This window comes from Curtobacterium sp. AB451, assembly GCF_050585845.1.
Classification (GTDB): Bacteria; Actinomycetota; Actinomycetes; order Actinomycetales; family Microbacteriaceae; genus Curtobacterium.
In genome coordinates this window covers 406,450-426,083 of record NZ_JBOBQG010000004.1, presented here as the reverse complement: position 1 = coordinate 426,083, position 19,634 = coordinate 406,450, and the positions used below count along the sequence as shown (strand labels likewise).

The 19,634-nt window shown below is 71.2% G+C and carries 15 protein-coding genes and 1 tRNA gene; 5 read left to right on the top strand and 11 right to left on the bottom strand.

Annotation, left to right across the window (positions count from 1 at the left end; translation table 11 throughout):
• Positions 1-8: 8 nt before the first annotated feature.
• The 5 genes from ACQXVK_RS11950 to ACQXVK_RS11930 all read left to right on the top strand — a co-directional run bounded on the left by ACQXVK_RS11950 (position 9) and on the right by ACQXVK_RS11930 (position 5,568).
• A complete protein-coding gene (locus ACQXVK_RS11950; protein WP_402268356.1) occupies positions 9-2,570 on the top strand; it encodes a transglycosylase domain-containing protein in 2,562 nt (853 codons plus the stop codon).
• Positions 2,567-3,523, top strand: a complete 957-nt coding sequence (locus tag ACQXVK_RS11945; RefSeq protein WP_430853676.1) for a metallophosphoesterase — start codon at positions 2,567-2,569, stop codon at positions 3,521-3,523. The genes ACQXVK_RS11950 and ACQXVK_RS11945 overlap by 4 nt, the downstream gene beginning before the upstream one ends.
• Before the next feature lie 94 nt (positions 3,524-3,617).
• Positions 3,618-3,691: transfer RNA gene (locus ACQXVK_RS11940), tRNA-Pro, on the top strand.
• A 132-nt stretch (positions 3,692-3,823) separates the two neighbouring features.
• Positions 3,824-4,966 (top strand): sensor histidine kinase, encoded by a 1,143-nt coding sequence (locus ACQXVK_RS11935; RefSeq protein ID WP_430853675.1) that lies wholly within the window; start codon positions 3,824-3,826, stop codon positions 4,964-4,966.
• Positions 4,963-5,568: a response regulator gene (locus ACQXVK_RS11930; RefSeq protein WP_430853674.1), complete on the top strand. Its 606-nt coding sequence runs from the start codon at positions 4,963-4,965 to the stop codon at positions 5,566-5,568. The genes ACQXVK_RS11935 and ACQXVK_RS11930 overlap by 4 nt, the downstream gene beginning before the upstream one ends.
• A gap of 57 nt (positions 5,569-5,625) precedes the next feature.
• Here ACQXVK_RS11930 and ACQXVK_RS11925 read toward each other — a convergent pair whose 3' ends face one another.
• The 11 genes from ACQXVK_RS11925 to ACQXVK_RS11875 form a co-directional block, all read right to left on the bottom strand.
• A complete protein-coding gene (locus tag ACQXVK_RS11925) occupies positions 5,626-6,675 on the bottom strand; it encodes an LLM class flavin-dependent oxidoreductase (RefSeq protein WP_430853673.1) in 1,050 nt (349 codons plus the stop codon).
• A gap of 139 nt (positions 6,676-6,814) precedes the next feature.
• A complete protein-coding gene (locus tag ACQXVK_RS11920; protein ID WP_430853672.1) occupies positions 6,815-7,441 on the bottom strand; it encodes a thymidine kinase in 627 nt (208 codons plus the stop codon).
• The gene (locus tag ACQXVK_RS11915) at positions 7,441-8,142 is read right to left on the bottom strand and encodes a response regulator transcription factor (protein ID WP_022908021.1); all 702 of its coding nucleotides are present in this window, start codon (positions 8,140-8,142) and stop codon (positions 7,441-7,443) included. Before ACQXVK_RS11915 ends, ACQXVK_RS11920 begins: the two co-directional genes overlap by 1 nt.
• Positions 8,129-9,385, bottom strand: a complete 1,257-nt coding sequence (locus ACQXVK_RS11910; RefSeq protein ID WP_430853671.1) for a hypothetical protein — start codon at positions 9,383-9,385, stop codon at positions 8,129-8,131. Before ACQXVK_RS11910 ends, ACQXVK_RS11915 begins: the two co-directional genes overlap by 14 nt.
• Positions 9,382-10,608 (bottom strand): sensor histidine kinase, encoded by a 1,227-nt coding sequence (locus tag ACQXVK_RS11905; RefSeq protein ID WP_430853670.1) that lies wholly within the window; start codon positions 10,606-10,608, stop codon positions 9,382-9,384. Before ACQXVK_RS11905 ends, ACQXVK_RS11910 begins: the two co-directional genes overlap by 4 nt.
• Positions 10,609-10,777: 169 nt before the next feature.
• Entirely contained in the window at positions 10,778-12,085 is a 1,308-nt protein-coding gene (locus ACQXVK_RS11900; protein ID WP_430853669.1) for an Rv2578c family radical SAM protein, read from the bottom strand.
• Positions 12,086-12,131: 46 nt separating this feature from the next.
• Entirely contained in the window at positions 12,132-13,619 is a 1,488-nt protein-coding gene (locus tag ACQXVK_RS11895) for a malate:quinone oxidoreductase (RefSeq protein ID WP_031263020.1), read from the bottom strand.
• Positions 13,620-13,713: 94 nt separating this feature from the next.
• The gene (locus ACQXVK_RS11890) at positions 13,714-14,766 is read right to left on the bottom strand and encodes an aspartate-semialdehyde dehydrogenase (RefSeq protein ID WP_022908016.1); all 1,053 of its coding nucleotides are present in this window, start codon (positions 14,764-14,766) and stop codon (positions 13,714-13,716) included.
• A gap of 17 nt (positions 14,767-14,783) precedes the next feature.
• Entirely contained in the window at positions 14,784-16,046 is a 1,263-nt protein-coding gene (locus ACQXVK_RS11885; protein WP_022908015.1) for an aspartate kinase, read from the bottom strand.
• A 131-nt stretch (positions 16,047-16,177) separates the two neighbouring features.
• Positions 16,178-16,777: a recombination mediator RecR gene (gene recR, locus ACQXVK_RS11880; RefSeq protein ID WP_022908014.1), complete on the bottom strand. Its 600-nt coding sequence runs from the start codon at positions 16,775-16,777 to the stop codon at positions 16,178-16,180.
• The gene (locus tag ACQXVK_RS11875) at positions 16,777-19,623 is read right to left on the bottom strand and encodes a DNA polymerase III subunit gamma and tau (protein WP_430853668.1); all 2,847 of its coding nucleotides are present in this window, start codon (positions 19,621-19,623) and stop codon (positions 16,777-16,779) included. Before ACQXVK_RS11875 ends, recR begins: the two co-directional genes overlap by 1 nt.
• Positions 19,624-19,634: the final 11 nt, after the last annotated feature.

The following is a 19,634-nucleotide window of genomic DNA, read 5'->3' as shown; positions in this document are numbered from 1 at the left end:
TGCATCCTATGTCTGCCCAGAAGACGTCTGCCTCGCGGACCAAGCCCGTCTCAGCAGTCGGCGCCTTCGTCGGATTCGTCGGTTTCAGCGTGCTCGCCGGTCTGCTCGTCACGATCGGCGTCACCCCGGCCATCGCGGTCGCCGGTGTCACGACGACGTCGACGATCGGCGTGTTCGAGTCCCTGCCGGAGTACATCGAGATCGGTGACCTCCCGCAGCGCAACGAGCTGTACGCGTACCAGGGCGGCAAGAGCGTGCACTTCGCGACGGTCTACGACCAGAACCGTCAGGAGCTGCAGTTCGACCAGATCAGCGACCAGCTGAAGAACGCGGCCATCGACGGCGAGGACAAGCGCTTCTACGAGCACGGCGGCGTCGACATGACCTCGCTCGTCCGCGCGGGCGTGGGATCCCTCGCCGGCGGCCTCGGCGAGTCGGGCGGTGGGTCGACGCTGACCATGCAGCTCGTCCGCAACATCAAGATGAACCAGGCGCTCGAGCTCACCACGCCGGAAGAGCGTCTGAAGGCTTACAACGACGCCGTCGAGCAGACCATCCCCCGCAAGCTCGAGGAGATGAAGCTCGCGATCGGCCTCGCGAAGAAGTACACCCACAAGGAGATCCTCACCGGGTACCTCAACATCGCGTACTTCGGCGACCAGACCTACGGCGTGCAGGCCGCGGCGCAGCACTACTACAACAAGAGCGCGACCGACCTCACCCCGGCCGAGGCCGCCTCGATCCTCGCGATCGTGCAGTCCCCGAACACGCGCAACCTGTCGAACCCGAAGTACTACGACGCCAACGTCGCGCGCCGCAACGTCATCCTCAAGTCGATGTACGCGCAGAAGCACCTGACGAAGGCCGAGTACGACGAGGCCGTCAAGTCGAACCCGAAGGACTACGTCCACCTGACGCAGCCGTCCCAGGGCTGCAAGGCCTCGGTCGGCGACGGCTCGCAGTTCTTCTGCGACTACGCGGTCCAGGTCGTCAAGGAGATGTCGCAGCTGGGGGCCACCCAGAAGGAACGCGACACCGCGTGGCGCAACGGCGGCTACAAGATCCAGACGACGCTCGACATCGACGCCAACGCGCAGCAGAAGCAGGTGCTCAACACCTACGACAACAAGGCCGAGACGAACTTCAAGCTCGGCGCCGCACTCGACTCGGTCGAGGTGAACACCGGCCGCATCCTGACGATGGCCCAGAACAAGGACTACGACCAGTCGCTGCAGTCCCCGCCGACGTCGACGTCGATCAACTACAGCGTCGACAAGAAGTACGGCGGCGGCATCGGCTTCCAGGTCGGCTCGACGTACAAGCTCTTCACGCTCCTCGAGTGGTTGAAGGCGGGCCACGGCCTGAACGAGACCGTGAACGGCACCCCGCACAACACCTCCGTGTGGCAGCACTGTGGTGAGCCCACCTACGGCAACTGGGCCCCGAAGAACGACTCGGCGGGCGAGAACGGCAACTACACGGTCGCCCGCGCCACCGCCCTGTCCGTGAACGCGGCGTTCGCGTCGATGGCCGCCAAGCTCGACCTCTGCGACATCAAGCAGACCGCCGAGGACCTCGGCGTGCACTCGGGCGACGACAAGACCGAGCTCAACTCGTACCCGTCGTCGATCCTCGGCACGAACAACATCGCACCGCTGACGATGGCCGCCGCGTACGCCGGCGTCGCCAACAACGGCACCTTCTGCGAGCCCATCGCGATCGACAACGTCACCAACGCCGAGGGCAAGAGCCTGGGCGGCCAGCCGAAGACCTGCAAGCAGGTGCTCGAGCCCTCCGTCGCACAGACGGCCGTCTACGCGATGAAGGGCACGATCTCCGGCGGTACCGCGGTCGGCGCCCAGACCTACGACGGCACCCAGCTGTTCGGCAAGACGGGCACCACCGACGACGCCGACCAGATCTGGCTCGTCGGTTCGAGCTCGCGGGTCGCCACGGCCTACTGGCAGGGCAACACCGACGGTGGCAAGAACAACCTCCGTCACTACAGCAACGGTGTCAACGGCACCTACGCCAGTGCCCGTGCGGGCGTCTGGCGACAGGCGCAGACCCCGATGAACGCCCTGTACCCGGCAGGCCCCTTCACGGACCCGTCGTCGTCCGCCCTGCGCGGCAACGCGAAGGCCGTCCCGGACGTGACCGGCAAGACCGCTGCCGAGGCCAAGGCCGCGATCACGGGCGCCGGGTTCACCTACGTGGACGGTGGCGCGCAGCCCGGCTCCGCGAAGGCCGGCACCGTCTCCTCCACGTCGCCCTCGGCCAACTCGCTGCTCTCGAACGGCTCGAGCGTCACCGTGTACACGTCCGACGGCTCGCAGATCGTGATGCCGGCGATCGCCGGTGCACCGCTCGACACGGCCCGGTCGAAGCTCAACCAGCTCGGGTTCACCAACGTGACGATCTCGAAGGAGTACGTCAAGGGCGGCGGTGACAAGGAGTGCCGTGTCGCGACGGTCGACCCGGGTGTGCACGCCGCGGCCAGTAAAGACTCCGCGGTGACGCTGACCCTGTACGGCGACAAGAACGGCAAGGCGCCCAAGGACTGCAAGTGAGCCGCGGTCGCGCCGCGCTCGGCATCGCCGCAGCCGGCGCGGCCATCGGTGCCGCCTCGGCGGCATGGGGCACGCTCGTCGAGCGACGGCGGTTCGGCATCCGCTGGGAGACCGTCCCGGTGCTGCCGGCCGGCTCGCGCGACGTCACGGTCCTGCACCTGTCGGACATCCACATGGCGCCCTGGCAGGCCGACAAGCAGCAGTGGCTCCGCGACCTGAGCCTCGTCGAGCCGGACTTCGTCGTGAACACCGGCGACAACCTCGGGCACGCCACGGCCAACGCCGCGGTGGAGTACGCGCTCGAGCCCTTCCGCGGTGTCCCCGGGGCGTTCGCGTACGGCTCGAACGACTTCTACGCACCGACGCCGCGCAACCCGTTCAAGTACTTCACCGGTCCGAGCGCCCACCACCACGGCAGCCGACCGGTCGAACTCGACATCGATCGTCAGACGGCGTTCTTCGAGTCGCTCGGGTGGCTCGACGTGAACGACCACGCGCACGCCGTCGAACTGCGTGGTTCGCGGTTCGAGCTGTTCGGCACCTCCGACGCGCACCGCGACTGGGATCGGCTCGACCTGCTGCCGACGAACGTCGACGAGATGCGCGGGGACGTGCCCTGGTCCGAGGACGAGGACGGCCCCTCCCCCGTGGCCATCGGCATCACCCACGCGCCGTACCGCCGGGTGCTGGACGCGTTCGTCACCCAGGGTGCCGACGTGATCTTCGCGGGCCACACCCACGGCGGACAGGTGCAGGTGCCGGGCGTCGGCGCGCTCGTCACCAACTCCGACCTCCCCCGCCGGTACGTCAGCGGACTGCACAAGTGGCAGCACCGTGGGCACTGGTCGTGGCTCGAGGTCTCCGCCGGCATCGGGACGTCGATCTACGCGCCCGTCCGGTTCGCGTGCCGTCCGGAAGCCGTGGTCGTCACCCTCACCGCCCGCACCGACTGAGGACGACGCGCCCGGGAGTTCGCCGGATGGTCACGACCACCCCCGATCATCGGATAGACTTCTCGGGTTGCTCCGGTACGGAGCGACCACACCACGGGGTGTGGCGCAGCTTGGTAGCGCGCCTCGTTCGGGACGAGGAGGTCGCAGGTTCAAATCCTGTCACCCCGACACTGTGTTGAGACAGTACGAAGAAGGCCCTGGTTCTCCGGAACCAGGGCCTTCTGCTTTGCTGCTGCAGTCCCACCCAGGCATGCCCGTCGACGTCGTGTCCGGTCCTCGTTCGGGTAGCGTGGTCGTGCCATGCAGTACTCGACGGACCAGCTCGCCGCCGTGGTCGACCAGCTCGGAGCACAGTTCCCGGAGCTGGCCGAAGACCCGGTGATGGCCGAGAGCCTCGCGGACAACGTGACGTCGATGATCGGCGAGGCCCACGCCCGCTACGCCGTCGGCGCTGGTTCCGGCATCGTGAGCGACGCGTTCCTCGACCCCGACCACCTCGCCACGGGTGCCCTGCACGCCGAGCAGTCCCTGCACCCCGCCGGTGCGATGCTCGCGGCGGAGATGCTCTTCGACGCCTACCTGCCGGTGTTCGTCGACGAGGTCGGGGCGGTCGAGACCCCCGATGCCCTCCGCGCTGCCCGCGCGCTCCACGCCGGGATCTGGAACCGGTTCCCCGCCGGGGCCATCGCGTACACCGAGGCGCTCCGTCAGCGCGCCAGCAGCGCGCACATGGACTCACGGGCGCAGATCGCCCGGGACCTCCACGACCGGATCGCGCACTCGATCCTCGCCGGCGTGCAGCGCGTCGACCTCGCCCTGCTCGCGGAGACGGCACCCGACACCGCAGCAGACGCCAGCGCAGCCACCGGCTCCGCGGCAGACACCACCGCAGCAGACGCCAGCGCAGCACATGGCACGGCAGCCCGCGGCGGCGGCGCGGACGCCGGCACGGCCGATCGGCACGCCCAGCTGGAGGACGCGGCGAAGCTCCTCCGCGGGGCCCTCGGCGAGCTGCAGGACCTCGCCGTGGCGCTGCGGGCCCGCGTGGGCGACGACCGGCTCGACGACGCACTGGCCCGCCACCTGACCGACCTGTTCCCGGAGGACGCGGCGGTCTCGATCACCTCCACAGGGACGCCGGTCCCGATGCCGAGCTGGAAGTCCGAGGAGGCCCTGACGATCCTGCTCGAGGCACTGACGAACTGGCGCAAGCACGCCCCGGACTCGACCGCCACCGTCACGTTCGCCTGGTCGCCGCGTACCCTCACGGTCACCGTCTCGGACGACGGACCGGGCTTCGACGACACCGAGGAGCGCAGGGGACGGCTCGGGCGTCGGACGATGCTCGAGCGCGCCGCGGTCATCGGCGCCCGGTGCACCGTCACGAGCCGCCCCGGCGCGGGGACCACCGTCGAGCTCTCCGTCCCGATCGGTGCCCTGTGACGGCGACCGACGTGGTGCACGTCGCGCTCGTCGACGACCACCACCTCTTCCGCGAGGGACTCGCCGCGATCCTCGGCGCCCGCCCGCAGATCCGGGTCGTGACGCACGGCGCGCGACCGTCCGACGTCCTCGACTCGGCGGAGGCCGCCGCGGTCGACGTGCTCCTGCTCGACGTCGAACTCGACGGCCCACCGGCACGCACCACGATCGCCTCGCTGCGCCGGACGCGTCCGGACATCGCGATCGTGGTGCTGACGATGCACCGTGACGCGGTCCTCCGCCGCACGCTCCTCACGGCCGGGGCCGCCGACTTCGTGACCAAGACGACCCCGAGCGGCGAACTGGTCGATCGGATCGTCCGCGCGGCGGCCGGACGGTCCTCGGCACGGCCGACCCCTCCCACCGACCCGCTGCTGAGCGACCGTGAGCTCGAGGTCCTCCGGCTCGTCATGCGCGCGCACACGAACGCCGAGATCGCGGCGGACCTCGGCATCGCCGTCGGCACGGTCAAGCGTCACATCTACAACGTCTTCCGGAAGCTCGAGGTCGGTTCCCGGGTCGCCGCGATCACGGCCGCGCGACGCCTCGGCCTGGTCGACTGAGCAGCGTCCGACCGGCGCAGAGCCCTCGCGGGACGACGCGTGGCGGTGCCGACGGCGCTAAGCCGACGTGACCGCCGGCTCCCCCGCCGCCACGAGTCGCCCCTCCGCGTGCAGCCGGGCCACGACCTCGAGTGCCTGGTGCCGGTACCGCGCCTGCGCGGCACCCGGCGCGACGATCACGCCGTTCGCCCCGGTCGAGGCGACGAGGGCGTTGATCTTCGCCGCGACCGCGTCGGCGGAGCCGTACGCCTGTCGCTCGGTCCGCGCCTGGATGAACCGACGCTCGAGGTCGGAGAACTCGTACGCGCGTGCCTCCTCCAACGACACCGGCTCGGGCTTCGCGCCCTGCCGCATGCGGATGAACGAGATCATGCCCGGCGCACTCTGCTCCTCGATCACCGCCGGGTCCTCGTCGGTGACGACCTGCACGCCGATCAGGGCGTTCGGCTCCGAGCGGAAGCGCGACGGCCGGAACGAATCCCGGTACAGCGCGAGCGCTGCCTCGGTGTTGTCCGACGCGAAGTGGTGTGCGAAGGCGAACGAGACACCCAGGGCCCCCGCGACCTGCGCGCTGTACCCGGAGGACCCGAGCAGCCAGAACTCCGGCACGTCGCCGTAGCCCGGCACCGCACGGATGCGGGACAGCGGGTTCGACTCGTCCATGCCGGTGAAGAAGCCGATGAGGTCGGCCAGACGCTCCGGGAAGTCGTCCACGTCGAGCCGGTCGGTGCGGCGCAGGGCCATCGCCGTCGCGCCGTCGGTCCCCGGGGCACGCCCGAGGCCGAGGTCGACCCGGTCGCCGTACAGCGCCCGGAGCGTGCCGAACTGCTCGGCGACGACGAGGGGCGCGTGGTTCGGCAGCATCACGCCGCCGGAGCCGATCCGGATCGTGGAGGTCGCGGCCCCCACGGCGCTCAGCAGCACCGCCGGCGCGGACGACGTGATGCCCGGCATGCCGTGGTGCTCGGCGACCCAGAAGCGCTCGTAGCCGAGCTGCTCGGCGCGCACCGCCATGTCGATGGAGCCCTGCAGGGCTTCGGTGTTGGACTGGCCGTACTCGCGGGTCGCCAGGTCGAGGACGGACAGGTGCACGGATGCGTCGCTCATGCAGTCGCCAACGTCAGCGGCGCGACGCGCATTCCGCACCACGTGCGGGTCTGGAGGCGCGGTGCGGGCCCGCACCGCGCCTCCAGACCGCCGGACGGCCCGGTCCACGGCACGCGACCCGCCCGCGCGGACGGACCCGTCAGGCGCCGTCCAGGCGCCCACCGGACTCGGTCAGGTAGCAGTTGGCGCACAGGGACTCGTAGGTGACGTCGACGCCGTCGATCGCGACCTGCGACCCGTCGAAGACGAAGCGTCCGTCGACCTTGCGCGCGTTGAAGACCGCCTTGCGGCCGCAGCGGCAGATGGTCTTCAGCTCCTCGAGGGAGTGCGCCACCTCGAGCAGGCGAGCGCTGCCGGGGAACGCCTCGGTGCGGAAGTCGGTGCGGATGCCGTACGTGATGACGGGCACCTCGTCGAGGACGGCGATGCGCAGCAGGTCGTCGACCTGGCGGGGCGTGAGGAACTGCGCCTCGTCGACGAGCACGCAGCTGACCGGCCGGACCATGCCGTCGAGCCGGGCGGACTCGGGATCGGTCGCACCGGCCTCGGTGACGGCCCGTCGGACGTCCGCCTCCGGTGAGAACACGATGTCGACCGTCCGGGTCACCCCGAGGCGCGACACGATCTCACGATCGCCCTTGGTGTCGACGGACGGCTTCGCGAGCATCACCCGGTGACCGCGTTCCTCGTAGTTGTACGCCGCCTGCAGGAGCCCCGTGCTCTTGCCACTGTTCATGGCGCCGTACCGGAAGTAGAGCTTCGCCACTACGCGAGGAACCCGTCCTCGGCCGCCCGACGGATGAGGTCGGACTTCTTCGACGCGGGCCGACCGACCTTGCTGTACTTCTCACGCACGCGACGCAGGTAGGTCTTCGCGGTCTCGTACTGCACGTTCATCTGCGCGGCGACCTCGTTCGTCGAGTAGCCCGACACGTACAGGCGCAGGGCTTCCTCTTCGCCGTGGCTGAGCTTCGGCCGCTGGTGCGCGTTCGCACCGGTGGGCAGTGGACGCCAGTCGCGCTGCGGCGGGGTGTCGCGGGCGACGCCCATGATCTCGCGTGCGACGTCCATGACCTCGCGCATCGGCAGCGACTTCGACAGGAAGGCCGCGGCGCCCGCGGCGAGCGCACGATCGCGGGACTCACGGCTGTCGACGCTGGACAGGACGATGACCTTCGCGCCGGCAGCACGGCAGGTGCGCACGCGGGCCTCGATCGAGACGGGCTCCTTGAGCTGGAAGTCCAGGAACACCAGGTCCGTCGGGAAGTTCTCGCTGTGCACCATCTCGAGCCACGTGTGGGCCGTCAGCGCGAGGTCGAAGTCGAACGCGTTCACCGCGATCCAGCTCGACAGGCTGTCCAACAGCACCTCGTGGTCGTCGAGGATCGCCAGCCGCACGCGTCGTGTCCCCGGGTTCGGCAGGGCGGGCGTGCCCTCCGTGATCCGGCTCGGGTCAGTGCTGGTCATACGAGAACCTTAGTGCGAGGGCGGAGGGTCGGACCGCGACGTCCAGATCGGGGAACGTCACGCGGAGGACCGCGAAGTAGGGGTCGAAGGTGCGGTGGATGCCGACGTCCGAATCGTCGACGGCGAGGTCGATGGCGACGGACACGGTGCCCGCCGTCGGCGGGTGCGTGGTGCCCGTCGGTGGGCCCTCGCCGCGGGTCCCGGCAGCGTCCGGATCGGCGTCGTCCGACCCCGTGCGCCGGATCGTCGCCCGGAAGCCCGCCGGGTCGACCGTGGCCGCACGCAGCGCGGCTCGCAGGAACGTCCGGACGACGGTGCGCTGGTCGGCGTCGAGGGTCGCGATGAGTCCGTCCGGGTCGTCGACGACGGCATCCGGGCCGCCCTCGGACCGGACGGCCTGCTCGAACCAGGTGCGGTCCGCGTCGGCGACCATCGCACGACGGATGCCGTCGGCGATCATCCGGGCTTGGGCGCGGTCGGCGTCGGTGATGACCGCCTTCGTGCGGAGCTCGGCGAAGAAGGGGGCGACGTCCCGCGTGAGGATCGTCGTGCGGTCCTGCTGCACGGCGGCGTCGATGCCGTCGCGCTCCGCCCGCTCGACCGAGTACGAGCCGGCGCGGATCTGCACCCGCTCGGCGAGCCCCGCGAACGTCCACGCGAACGCGACCGAGGCGGCGGTGAGCACGAGCGTCGGCGCCGCAGCCAGGAACGCGGCGACGCCGGTCGGCACGTCGGCGGGAAACACGGACGCGGCGACGCCCCACGAGGCACCGGTCACGACCGCGAGCACGAGCCCGCCGACGGCCAGGTCCGACCACGGCCGGTACGGGGCCGTCATCACGATCCCGGTCGCGCAGAGCAGGGACATGAAGTCGTTCAGGGCGTTCCGGTCCGGACCCCACTGCGCGGCGATGCTCGTGACCGTCGCCGCCGCGAGGAGCAGCACGTGCACCGCGAACGCCCACCGTGGGAAGGGTGCGCGGAACGGACTCGACGCGACGAACACCACGGTGCCGGAGGCCGCGAGCAGCAGCACGGTGAGGGCGCTCAGCGTGGGGCTGCCGACGACGTCACGGTCGAAGACGGAGGCGAGCAGCGCCCAGAGCACACCCGAGGCGCCGAGGACGATCGCCAGCGGACGAGACCCCATGGCGCCGAGCGGGTCGTACTGCTGCGCGGTGCGGGCGGTGTCCCGCTGCTGCGCGGTGCGGGCGGTGTCCCGCTCCGGTGCCGGGCGCGTCATCGGGTCACCTCGGTGCCGGCGTTCGGCGTCACCGGGGTCGTCCCCGTGACGACCCCGTAGGGCACCGACATCATCACGCTCGTGCCCGAGCCCGGCGACGACCACACCTGCACGTCGCCGCCGACACGACCGATGCGCTCGCGGACGGAGCCCCGCAGACCCATCCGGTCCGGGCTGGTGGCGGACTCGTCGAAGCCACGCCCGTCGTCGACGACCATCAGCGTGCACGCGACGCCGTCGTCGAACACGCTCACCTCGGCCGCGTCGGTGCCGGCGTGCTTCCGGACGTTCGCCAGGCACTGTCCGACCGCACGGAGCACCGCGGTCATCGCGGCCTGCTCGAGGCGCACGAGCGCTGCCGGATCGCCGGTCACCGTCACGTCGAGTCCGAGTGAACGGTGCTCGTCGATCATCTGCTCGAACGCCCGGACCGCGGCGCCCGGTTCCGGACGGGCCGGGCGTGCGCTCGGGGCGAGCCACTCCTTGCCGGTGAGCATCTCGACGTCCGCCTCGACCGTGCGGGCGAGGTTCGGGTCCATCGGACCGTCCGGCGCCAGGGCGATGGCGCCGAGGTGGTTGAGGACCGTGTCGTGCAGGATGGCCGACGCCTCGGCCTCGACCCCGGCGCGGTACGCCGAGACGTGCTCCTCGCGCGCGGAGCGGAGGAGCTCGGGCTGCACGCGTCGGGACCGGCCGGTGTTCCGGCTCGTGACGAGCACGAGGGCGATGACGAACGCGAGGGTCACCCAAGCAAGCACGAGGGGGTGTGCCGGACCGCCCGCCTGCGCGACCGCGATCGACGTCGCGACCCGACCGACGACGAACCCGGCGATCGACCACAGGGCCACCCGACCCGCGACCGCGCCGGCACCGCCGACGAGCACGAGCGGGATGATCGCCAGGGACAGCAGGTACGAGGCGACCCACCCCGTTGGGACCTCCCGCTGCACGACGACGGCGAACCACCACGCGCACACCCCGCCGACCGCGAGGAAGGCGATCGCCGAGCGCCAGGTGCCGAACTGCACGTGGACGGCGATCATGCCGAGCATCGGGACCAGGGCCAGGACGGCGCTGACCACCCGGACGTCCGGCTCGGCCAGACGGTAGAGCACCAGGGCGATCGCCGCGGCGGCGAGCGAGCCGACGGCGGCGGCGTGGAAGGCGCGCACGGTCGACCACGCGTTGACTCGCGGAGCGAGGTGCGTGGGGATGCCGAGCACGGGTGGGGGTCCTTCCGGACGAGGGGAACGCCGCCCACGATCCAACCACCGTTGGCGCGATCGTGTACCCCGATTGTCGGAGCGATCGGCGACCCGCTCGATGATACCGGCACACGGAGGTTCCCGGTGTCCCCCGAACGCGGAAGCGCGCCGCCGCCACCCGACCCGGTCAGAAGAGCGTCGGCAGCGCCGGTTCCACCCGTGGTGCGAGGCGCTGGTCGAAGCCCGGGTCCGCGCGCTTCAACGGTGAGGTGGTCGGTCGGGACTGCTCCTCGAACGGCGACGGTCCGGAGACCGCGCCCGCCGCCGTCGCCGGTGCTGTTCCCGGACGTGCGCCCGCCGGGGTCGCGAGCCCTGCCCCCGAGCCTGCGCCCGCCGGCGTCGTGGGCGCTGCCCCCGAGCCTGCGCCCGCCGGCGTCGCGAGCCCTGCCCCCGGGACTGCGCCCGCCGGTGTCGTGGGCGCTGCGCCCGCGTTGACCAGCCGGTTCGAGAACCCCATCGAGCCGGTCGTCGGGTCGACCGTGCCGAGCCCCATGCCGTGCGCCCGCAGGATCGGCCGGACCCGCTCGGCGAGCCAGCGTCGGTAGTCCTTCGGCGCGTACGTGTTGTCGAGGTACATGGAGCGATAGCGCTCCACGAGGTCCGGCCGGGTGCGGTGCAGCCACGCGGACCACCACGGCTTCACCCCTGGGCGCAGGTGGAGCGCCGAGTACATGACGCTCGACGCGCCGGCCGCCGCTGCTCGACCGATCGCGTCGTCGAGGTGCGCACGGGTGTCGGTGATGTACGGCAGCACCGGCATGAGGAACACCGAGCACGTCAGGCCGGCGTCGCGGATCGCCCGGACCGTCGCCAGACGCGCGGCCGTCGTCGGCGTGCCGGGCTCGACCTGCTGCTGGAGTTCGTCGTCGTACACCGCGATCGACATCGCGAGGTCGACCGGCACCGAGCGTGCGGCCTCGACCAGCAGCGGGACGTCCCGCCGCAGCAGGGTGCCCTTCGTCAGGATGCTGAAGGGTGTGCCGGACTCGGCGAGGGCGCGGATCACGCCCGGCATCAGGCGGTACTTGCCCTCGGCGCGCTGGTACGGGTCGGTGTTGGTGCCGAGCGCGACGGGGTGGCGGTCCCAGCTGGGCTTCCGCAGCTCACGACGGAGGACGTCGGCCACGTTCGTCTTCACGACGATCTGCTGGTCGAAGTCCGCTCCCCCGTCGAACTCGAGGTAGGTGTGCGTCGGGCGGGCGAAGCAGTACACGCAGGCGTGGCTGCACCCGCGGTAGGGGTTGATCGTCCAGCCGTACGTGCCGCTGCCGGCCGCCGCAGGGACGCGGTTGAGTGCGCTCTTGGCGAGCACTTCGTGGAAGGTGACACCGGCGAACTCCGGCGTGGTCACACTCCGGACGAGCCCACTGTTCGACTCGAGCCCGGGGAGCGCATCGCTCCGCGTGGCATCGATCGCCTGACCACTCCACCGCATGTCGCCATTCGAACACATGTTCGAACGACCCGCAAGCCGGTGGACGTCAGTGGTGGAGTCCGAGCACCCTCGCCGTGCGCTCGAGCGTCGCGTCCGCGAGCTCCGGGTCGGATCCGAGGTCCTGCCCGTAGGTCGGCACCATCACGCGCACCGCGGCTTCCCAGCGGTCCCAGCGGTCGGGGAAGCACTTCCGGAGCATGCCGAGCATGATCGGCACGGCCGTGGAGGCGCCCGGGCTCGCGCCGAGCAGCCCCGCGATCGAGCCGTCGGCCGAGGTGATCACCTCGGTGCCGAACTGCAGCACCCCGCCCTTGTCCTTGTCCGGCTTGATGACCTGCACGCGCTGCCCGGCGGTGATCCGGTGCCAGTTCTCCGGCTCGGCGCTCGGCATGAAGTCGCGGAGGGCGTCGAACTTCGTCTGCTTCGAGGCGAGCAGCTGCCCGACGAGGTACCGGACGAGGTCGAAGTTCGAGAAGGCCACGCTCAGCATCGGCCGCAGGTTGTGCGGACGGATCGACTTCACCAGGTCGAACAGCGAGCCCTGCTTGAGGAACTTCGGGCTGAACCCGGCGTACGGCCCGAACATGAGCGAGGAGTTGCCGTCCACGATCCGGGTGTCGAGGTGCGGCACCGACATCGGCGGGGCACCGACGCTGGCCTTGCCGTAGACCTTCGCCGCGTGCTTCTGCACGACCTCGGGGTCGTCCGTGCGGAGGAACTCGCCGGACACCGGGAACCCGCCGTAGCCGCGGATCTCGGGGATGCCGGACTTCTGCAGCAGGTGCAGGGCGCCGCCACCGGCTCCGACGAAGACGAACTTCGCCGCGATCCGCTGCGTCGACCGACCGATCTCGTTGCGGACGTCGAGCACCCAGCCCTCGCTGACCGTCGAACGGGTCAACTTCGTGACCTGGTGCGAGGGCTCGAACTCGACGCCGTCGATCTCGAGCTGGTCGAAGAGCTGGCGGGTGAGTGAACCGAAGTCGACGTCGGACCCGGCGGCCGAGTACGTCGCCGCGATCGGCTGGTCCTTCTTGCGACCGGGGATGAGCGCCGGTGCCCACTGGCGGATCTGCTGCGGGTCGTCGGAGAACTCGAGCCCGGCGAAGAGCGGGTGGTCCTTCATCGCCTCGTACCGCTTGCGCATGTACTCGACGTTGTCGGCGCCCCAGACGAACGAGATGTGCGGCGTGGGGTTGATGAAGTTCGACGGTTCCGGCAGGTCACCGGTCTCGACGAGGTGCGCCCAGAACTGGCGCGAGACCTGGAACTGCTCGTTGACGGTCACGGCCTTGCTGATGTCGACGCGACCGTCGGCGAGTTCAGGCGTGTAGTTCAGCTCGCAGAGCGCGGAGTGCCCCGTCCCGGCGTTGTTCCACGGGTTCGAGCTCTCCTGCGCGACGGTGCCGAGGCGCTCGTAGACGCGGATCCGCCAGGTGGGTTCGAGCCGGTGGATGATCGCGCCGAGGGTGGCGCTCATGATCCCTCCCCCGACCAGGACGACGTCGATGGGGTCCACCTGCTTCACTGCCACCAGACGATCCTACCGGCGTCGGCTGACAAGCCGAGCCGAGAACGCCGGGAGGCGCGGTGCCGGTCCGGCACCGCGCCTCCTGGATCGCGTCGGGTTACGCGGCGACCGTGCGGCGCGCGACGATCGTCTCGGCGATCTGCACCGCGTTCAGCGCGGCGCCCTTGCGCAGGTTGTCGTTGCTGACGAAGAGCGCGAGCCCGTGGCCCTCGGGAGCGGACTGGTCCGCACGGATGCGACCGACGAAGGACGGGTCCTGTCCGGCGGCCTGCAACGGCGTCGGCACCTCGGCGAGCTCGACACCCGGTGCGGCGGCGAGGAGCTCCGTCGCTCGCTCCGGCGACAGCGGCCGGTCGAACTCGGCGTTGACCGAGATGGAGTGCCCGGTGAAGACCGGCACGCGTACGCAGGTCCCCGCGACGAGGAGGTCCGGGAGCTCGAGGATCTTGCGGCTCTCGTTGCGGAGCTTCTTCTCCTCGTCGGTCTCACCCAGCCCGTCGTCGACGATGCTGCCCGCGAGCGGGACGACGTCGAAGGCGATCGGGCGGACGTACTTGACCGGCTCGGGGAACGTCACGGCGGATCCGTCGTGCGTGAGTGCGGCGGTGTCCTGTTCGAGGGCCGCACGCGCCTGGCCGAGCAGCTCTTCGACGCCGGCGAGCCCGGAGCCCGAGACCGCCTGGTAGGTGGTGGCCACGAGGCGGCGCAGACCGGCCTCGGTGTCGAGCACCTTGAGGACCGGCATGATCGCCATCGTCGTGCAGTTCGGGTTCGCGATGATGCCCTTCGGCGCGTCGTCGATGGCGTGCGGGTTCACCTCGCTCACGACGAGCGGGACGTCCGGGTCCATGCGCCAGGCGCTGGAGTTGTCGACGACGAGCGCACCCGCGGCGGCGAACTTCGGCGCGAGGGCACGCGAGGCGGTCGCACCGGCCGAGAACAGCGCGATGTCGATGCCCGACGGGTCGGCGGTCTCGGAGTCCTCGACGACGATCTCGCCCCCGCGGAAGGGCAGGGTGGTGCCGGCGGACCGAGCGCTCGCGAAGAACCGGACCTGGTCGGCCGGGAACGCGCGCTCCTCGAGCAGACGGCGCATCACGGCGCCGACCTGGCCGGTGGCGCCGACGACGGCGACGGTGAGGGTGCTCATGCGGTGCTCCTGACGGGTCAGCGGCCGGTGCCGGCGTAGACGACGGCCTCGGAGTCGGCGTCGAGACCGAACGCGTTGTGCACCACGCGCATCGCCTCGTTGAGGGTGTCGGCTCGGGTCACGACCGAGATGCGGATCTCCGAGGTGGAGATCATCTCGATGTTGATCGACGCCTCGTGCAGGGCACGGAACAGCGCGGCCGATACGCCCGCGTTCGTGCGCATGCCCGCACCGACCAGGGCGAGCTTGCCGATCTGGTCGTCGTACTGGATGCCCTCGAAGCCGATGTCGGACTTCGCCACGCCCAGGGCGGTCAGGACGCTCTGGCCCTGGTCCTTCGGGAGCGTGAAGGAGATGTCGGTGCGGCCGTTCGACGCCGACACGTTCTGCACGATCATGTCGATGTTCGCGCCGGCACGGGCGACGATCGTGAAGATCTCGGCGGCCTTGCCCGGGGTGTCGGGCACGCCGACCACGGTGATCTTGCCCTCGGAGAGGTCTCCGGCGATGCCGGTGATAATCGGTTCTTCCACGGTTTCCCCCTCTGCAGGGTTGTAGACGATGGTTCCCTCGGCGTTGCTGAAGGAGGAGCGGACGTGCAGGGTGACGCCGTGCCGACGGGCGTACTCGACGGCACGGATGTAGAGGACCTTGGCACCGGAGGCCGCGAGCTCGAGCATCTCCTCGCTGGTGATGCGGTCGACCTTCTTGGCCTTGGACACCACGCGGGGATCGGCGGTGAAGATGCCGTCGACGTCGGTGTAGATCTCGCAGATGTCGGCCTCGAGCGCGGCGGCGAGGGCGACCGCCGTCGTGTCGGAGCCGCCGCGGCCCAGCGTCGTGATCTCACCCGTCGTGCGGTTGAAGCCCTGGAACCCCGCGACGATCGCGACGTGCCCGGCGTCGAGCGCCTCGCGCACGCGCTTCGGGGTGACGTCGACGATGCGTGCCTTGCCGTGCTGGGCGTCCGTGAGCATGCCCGCCTGGCTGCCCGTGTACGAGGACGCTTCGACACCGAGGCTCTTGATCGCCATCGCCAGGAGCGCCATCGAGATGCGCTCCCCCGCGGTGAGGAGCATGTCGAGCTCACGGCCGGCGGGGATGGGCGTCACGGAGTGCGCGAGGTCGACGAGCTCGTCGGTGGTGTCGCCCATCGCGGAGACGGCCACGACGACGTCGTTGCCGGCCTTCTTCGTCTGGACGATCCGCTTCGCCACGCGCTTGATGCTCTCGGCGTCCGCGACGGACGATCCACCGAACTTCTGCACGATCAAGGCCACTGGTTGGTACTCCCGGGGACGACGGTTCCGCGACTGTCACGCGGTCTCATGATGGTAGTCGGTGTTTCGAGGATGTTGCGTCGGAGCCGGTGCAGACGCAACGATCCTGCGCGCCCGTCCGGCCCGGTCGGTCAGCCGCCGACGACCCGACGGCCCTCGAACGCGCGGCCGAGGGTGACCTCGTCGGCGTACTCGAGGTCGCCGCCGACCGGCAGACCGGACGCGAGCCGCGTCGTGCGGATGCCCATCGGCACGAGCAACCGGCTGAGGTACGTCGCCGTGGCCTCGCCCTCGAGGTTGGGGTCAGTGGCGATGATGACCTCGTCGACGGTGCCGTCCGCGAGTCGCGTCATGAGCTGCTGGATCCGCAGGTCGTCCGGGCCGATGCCGTCGATCGGGCTGATGGCGCCGCCGAGCACGTGGTACAGCCCACGGAACTCGCGGGTGCGCTCGATCGCGGCGACGTCCTTCGCCTCTTCCACGACGCAGATGACGGCCGGGGACCGACGCGGGTCGCGGCAGATGCTGCACTGCACGTTCTCGGTGACGTTGCCGCAGATCTCGCAGAAGCGGACCCGCTCCTTGACGTCCGCCAGCAGCTCGGAGAGCCGGCTCGGGTCGAACGACTCGGTCTGGAGGATGTGGAACGCGATGCGCTGCGCCGACTTCGGTCCGATGCCGGGGAGGCGACCGAACTCGTCGATGAGGTCCTGCACGATGCCGTCGTACATCAGGCGCCTTCCTCGTGGAGGGAGGTCTCCTCGATGAACTGAGCGTTCAGGATCTCACGGACGACGGCCTCGCCGTAGCGACCCGCGACGGGCGTCCGCCGGACCTGGGGTGCCGGTGCGGCTGGGCGCTGCGGCGCCGACTGGCGCGGCGCGCTCTGCTGCGGCGCGCTCTGCTGCGGAGCGTTCTGCTGCGGAGCGTTCTGCGGGGCCGGGGGCGCATCGGGGTAGGGCTCGCCGTCGCCGTACAGGTCGTCGTCGAGCGGGTAGTCGTCCACCGGGACGTCCGGGGCGCCGACCGGGCCGCCCGCGGGAGGCGCGGTGTCCGGTGCCGCGGCAGCCTGCCCAGCCACGTCCGGCGTCGCCGGCGCCTGGGGTGCCGCGCCCTGAGTCGCGGCGTTCGGCTGTGCGGCGTCGTGCTGTGCGGCGCGCTGCTGTGGGGCGGCACCGAGCGCGGACGCCGGGCGGAGCTGTGCCGCGAGGGCAGCGTCCGCGCGCGGGTCGGACACGGTCTGCACGGGGGCGACCGGCTCGCCGGTGTCGGTCGTGCCGAACGGCGCCGACCACGAGGGCTCGCCACCCGCGGTCGGGTCGGCAGCGGGGATGGTCGCGACGGCCCACTCGGTGACCGGCGCGCCGGACGGCTCCGGGGACGCGGCGGGACGGGACTGCGTCGGGCGCGGATCGGCGTCTCGCGGCGCCTCGGCCGCAACGGGCGCCGGGGTCTGACCCTGGGCCTGCGCCGGTCGCGCGGTGGCTGCGTCCGGACGAGCCGAGGTCGGTTCCGGGCTGGTCGACCGGTCGCCCTGCCGGGACGGCGCTGCGTCGGGTCGGGCCTCCGCAGCGTCGTGCGGCGCCGGCGCGGGGCTGGACGGCGCAGGGCTCGATGTCGGCGCGGGGCTCGGGGTCGCGGTGGCTCCGGCGTCGGACACCGGACCGGCGGTCGGCGTCGTCCGCTGCCCGATGCCCTGCGGCGGCTGGGCGCCGGGCTGCTGCGGCGGACGCTGCTGGCCGGGCCCCCCCGGACCGCGTGCGACGAACTTCACGCGCAGGCCGAGCACGTCGACGATCGCGGCGCGGAGGAGCTCGCTGACGCTGGTGCTCGGGTCGGACATCTCCTTGAACGAGGCGACGTCCTGGTGACTCGGGAACGTGAGGGTGAGGACGTCGTCCCGCAGCGCCGTGACCTGCGCCGTGACGACGACGGACCACGCCGAACGCTTCTGGTGCTGGACGTGCTCGACGATCTGCGGCCAGGAGTCGCGGAGCTGCTGGAACCCGACGGCGCCGATGGGACGCACGGCCGGTTCGTCGCCGGCGACGGTGCCCTGACCCGTCGAGGACGCGTTCGCGGTCCCTGCGGCAGGAGTCGGGGTCACGCCGGCAGCCGGCGCGGGTGCGGGTTCGTCCACGGGCGCCTCGGGCGCACTCGGCACCGCGGCTGCCCACGAGGCGGTCGCGTCCCGAGCGGTGGCGCCGGGGTCGGCGGCAGGGGCCGCGGCCGGTCCGGCGTCGACCGGAGCAGGCGTCGCCGCGGCCGGAGCCTGGACGGGCGCCGCAGCGGGTGTCGCGGGAGCCTGTGCCGCGCGCGGAGCGGGTGCAGCGGCCGGAGCACCGGGCGCCTGGGCGGAGGTCGAACCCGCCGCCGGGAGCGACTCCGGTCCGGCCTGGTGCCCACCGGCATCGCCGACGCCGATGCGTCGTTCGAGTCGCTCGACCCGGGCGAGTGCACCGCGCTGGGTGTCGTCGGCCTCGGGCACGAGCATCCTGGCGGTCATCAGCTCGAGGTGGAGTCGCGGCGAGGTCGCACCGGTCATCTCGGTCAGCGCCCGGTTCGCGATGTCCGCCGCGCGCGACAGCCCGGTCGCACCGAAGACGCCGGCCTGCCGGGTCATCGTGTCGAGCTCTTCCGGCGAGACGCCACGCAGGACGGCAGCCGCGCTCTCGTTGGTCGCGGCCACCACGATGAGGTCGCGGAGGCGCTCGAGCAGGTCCTCGACGAAGCGACGGGGGTCCTGACCGGTCTGGACCACGCGGTCGATCGCGGCGAAGGCGGACGCCGGGTCGGCCACGGCGAGCGCGTCGACGACGTCGTCGAGCAGTGCGGCGTCGGTGTAGCCGAGGAGCGCGACGGCTCGCTCGTACGCGATCGCCCCGTCCTCACTGCCGGCCATGAGCTGGTCGAGCAACGACAGGGTGTCGCGGACGGATCCGCCGCCCGCGCGGACGACGAGCGGCAGGACACCCGGTGCGACCGAGACCGACTCCTGCTGGCAGAGCTGCTCGACGTACTCGAGCATCGCGGCCGGCGGGACGAGCCGGAACGGGTAGTGGTGGGTGCGCGACCGGATGGTGCCGATGACCTTCTCGGGCTCGGTCGTGGCGAAGATGAACTTCACGTGCTCCGGCGGCTCCTCGACCAGCTTGAGCAGCGCGTTGAAGCCCTGCGGCGTCACCATGTGCGCCTCGTCGAGGATGAAGATCTTGTAGCGGTCGCGCGCCGGGGCGAACACGGCGCGGTCACGGAGGTCCCGCGCGTCGTCGACACCGTTGTGGCTGGCGGCGTCGATCTCGATCACGTCGAGCGACCCCCCGCCGCCGCGCGCCAGTTCGACGCAGCTCGGGCAGACGCCGCACGGGGTGTCGGTCGGACCTTCCGCGCAGTTCAGGCAGCGCGCGAGGATGCGAGCGGACGTCGTCTTGCCGCAACCGCGCGGCCCGCTGAACAGGTAGGCGTGGTTGACCCGGTTGGTGCGCAGGGCCGTCCGGAGGGGATCGGTGACCTGCGACTGTCCGATCAGCTCGGCGAAGTTCTCGGGCCGGTAACGGCGATACAGGGCGGTGACCACGCCCCAAGGGT

Coding starts and splice junctions, on each gene's coding strand:
- ACQXVK_RS11950 (WP_402268356.1), top strand. CDS start 9: ATGTCTGCCCAGAAGACGTCTGCCTCGCGGACCAAGCCCGTCTCAGCA.
- ACQXVK_RS11935 (WP_430853675.1), top strand. CDS start 3,824: ATGCAGTACTCGACGGACCAGCTCGCCGCCGTGGTCGACCAGCTCGGA.
- ACQXVK_RS11925 (WP_430853673.1), bottom strand. CDS start 6,675: ATGAGCGACGCATCCGTGCACCTGTCCGTCCTCGACCTGGCGACCCGC.
- ACQXVK_RS11915 (WP_022908021.1), bottom strand. CDS start 8,142: ATGACCAGCACTGACCCGAGCCGGATCACGGAGGGCACGCCCGCCCTG.
- ACQXVK_RS11910 (WP_430853671.1), bottom strand. CDS start 9,385: ATGACGCGCCCGGCACCGGAGCGGGACACCGCCCGCACCGCGCAGCAG.
- ACQXVK_RS11900 (WP_430853669.1), bottom strand. CDS start 12,085: ATGCGGTGGAGTGGTCAGGCGATCGATGCCACGCGGAGCGATGCGCTC.
- ACQXVK_RS11890 (WP_022908016.1), bottom strand. CDS start 14,766: ATGAGCACCCTCACCGTCGCCGTCGTCGGCGCCACCGGCCAGGTCGGC.
- recR (WP_022908014.1), bottom strand. CDS start 16,777: ATGTACGACGGCATCGTGCAGGACCTCATCGACGAGTTCGGTCGCCTC.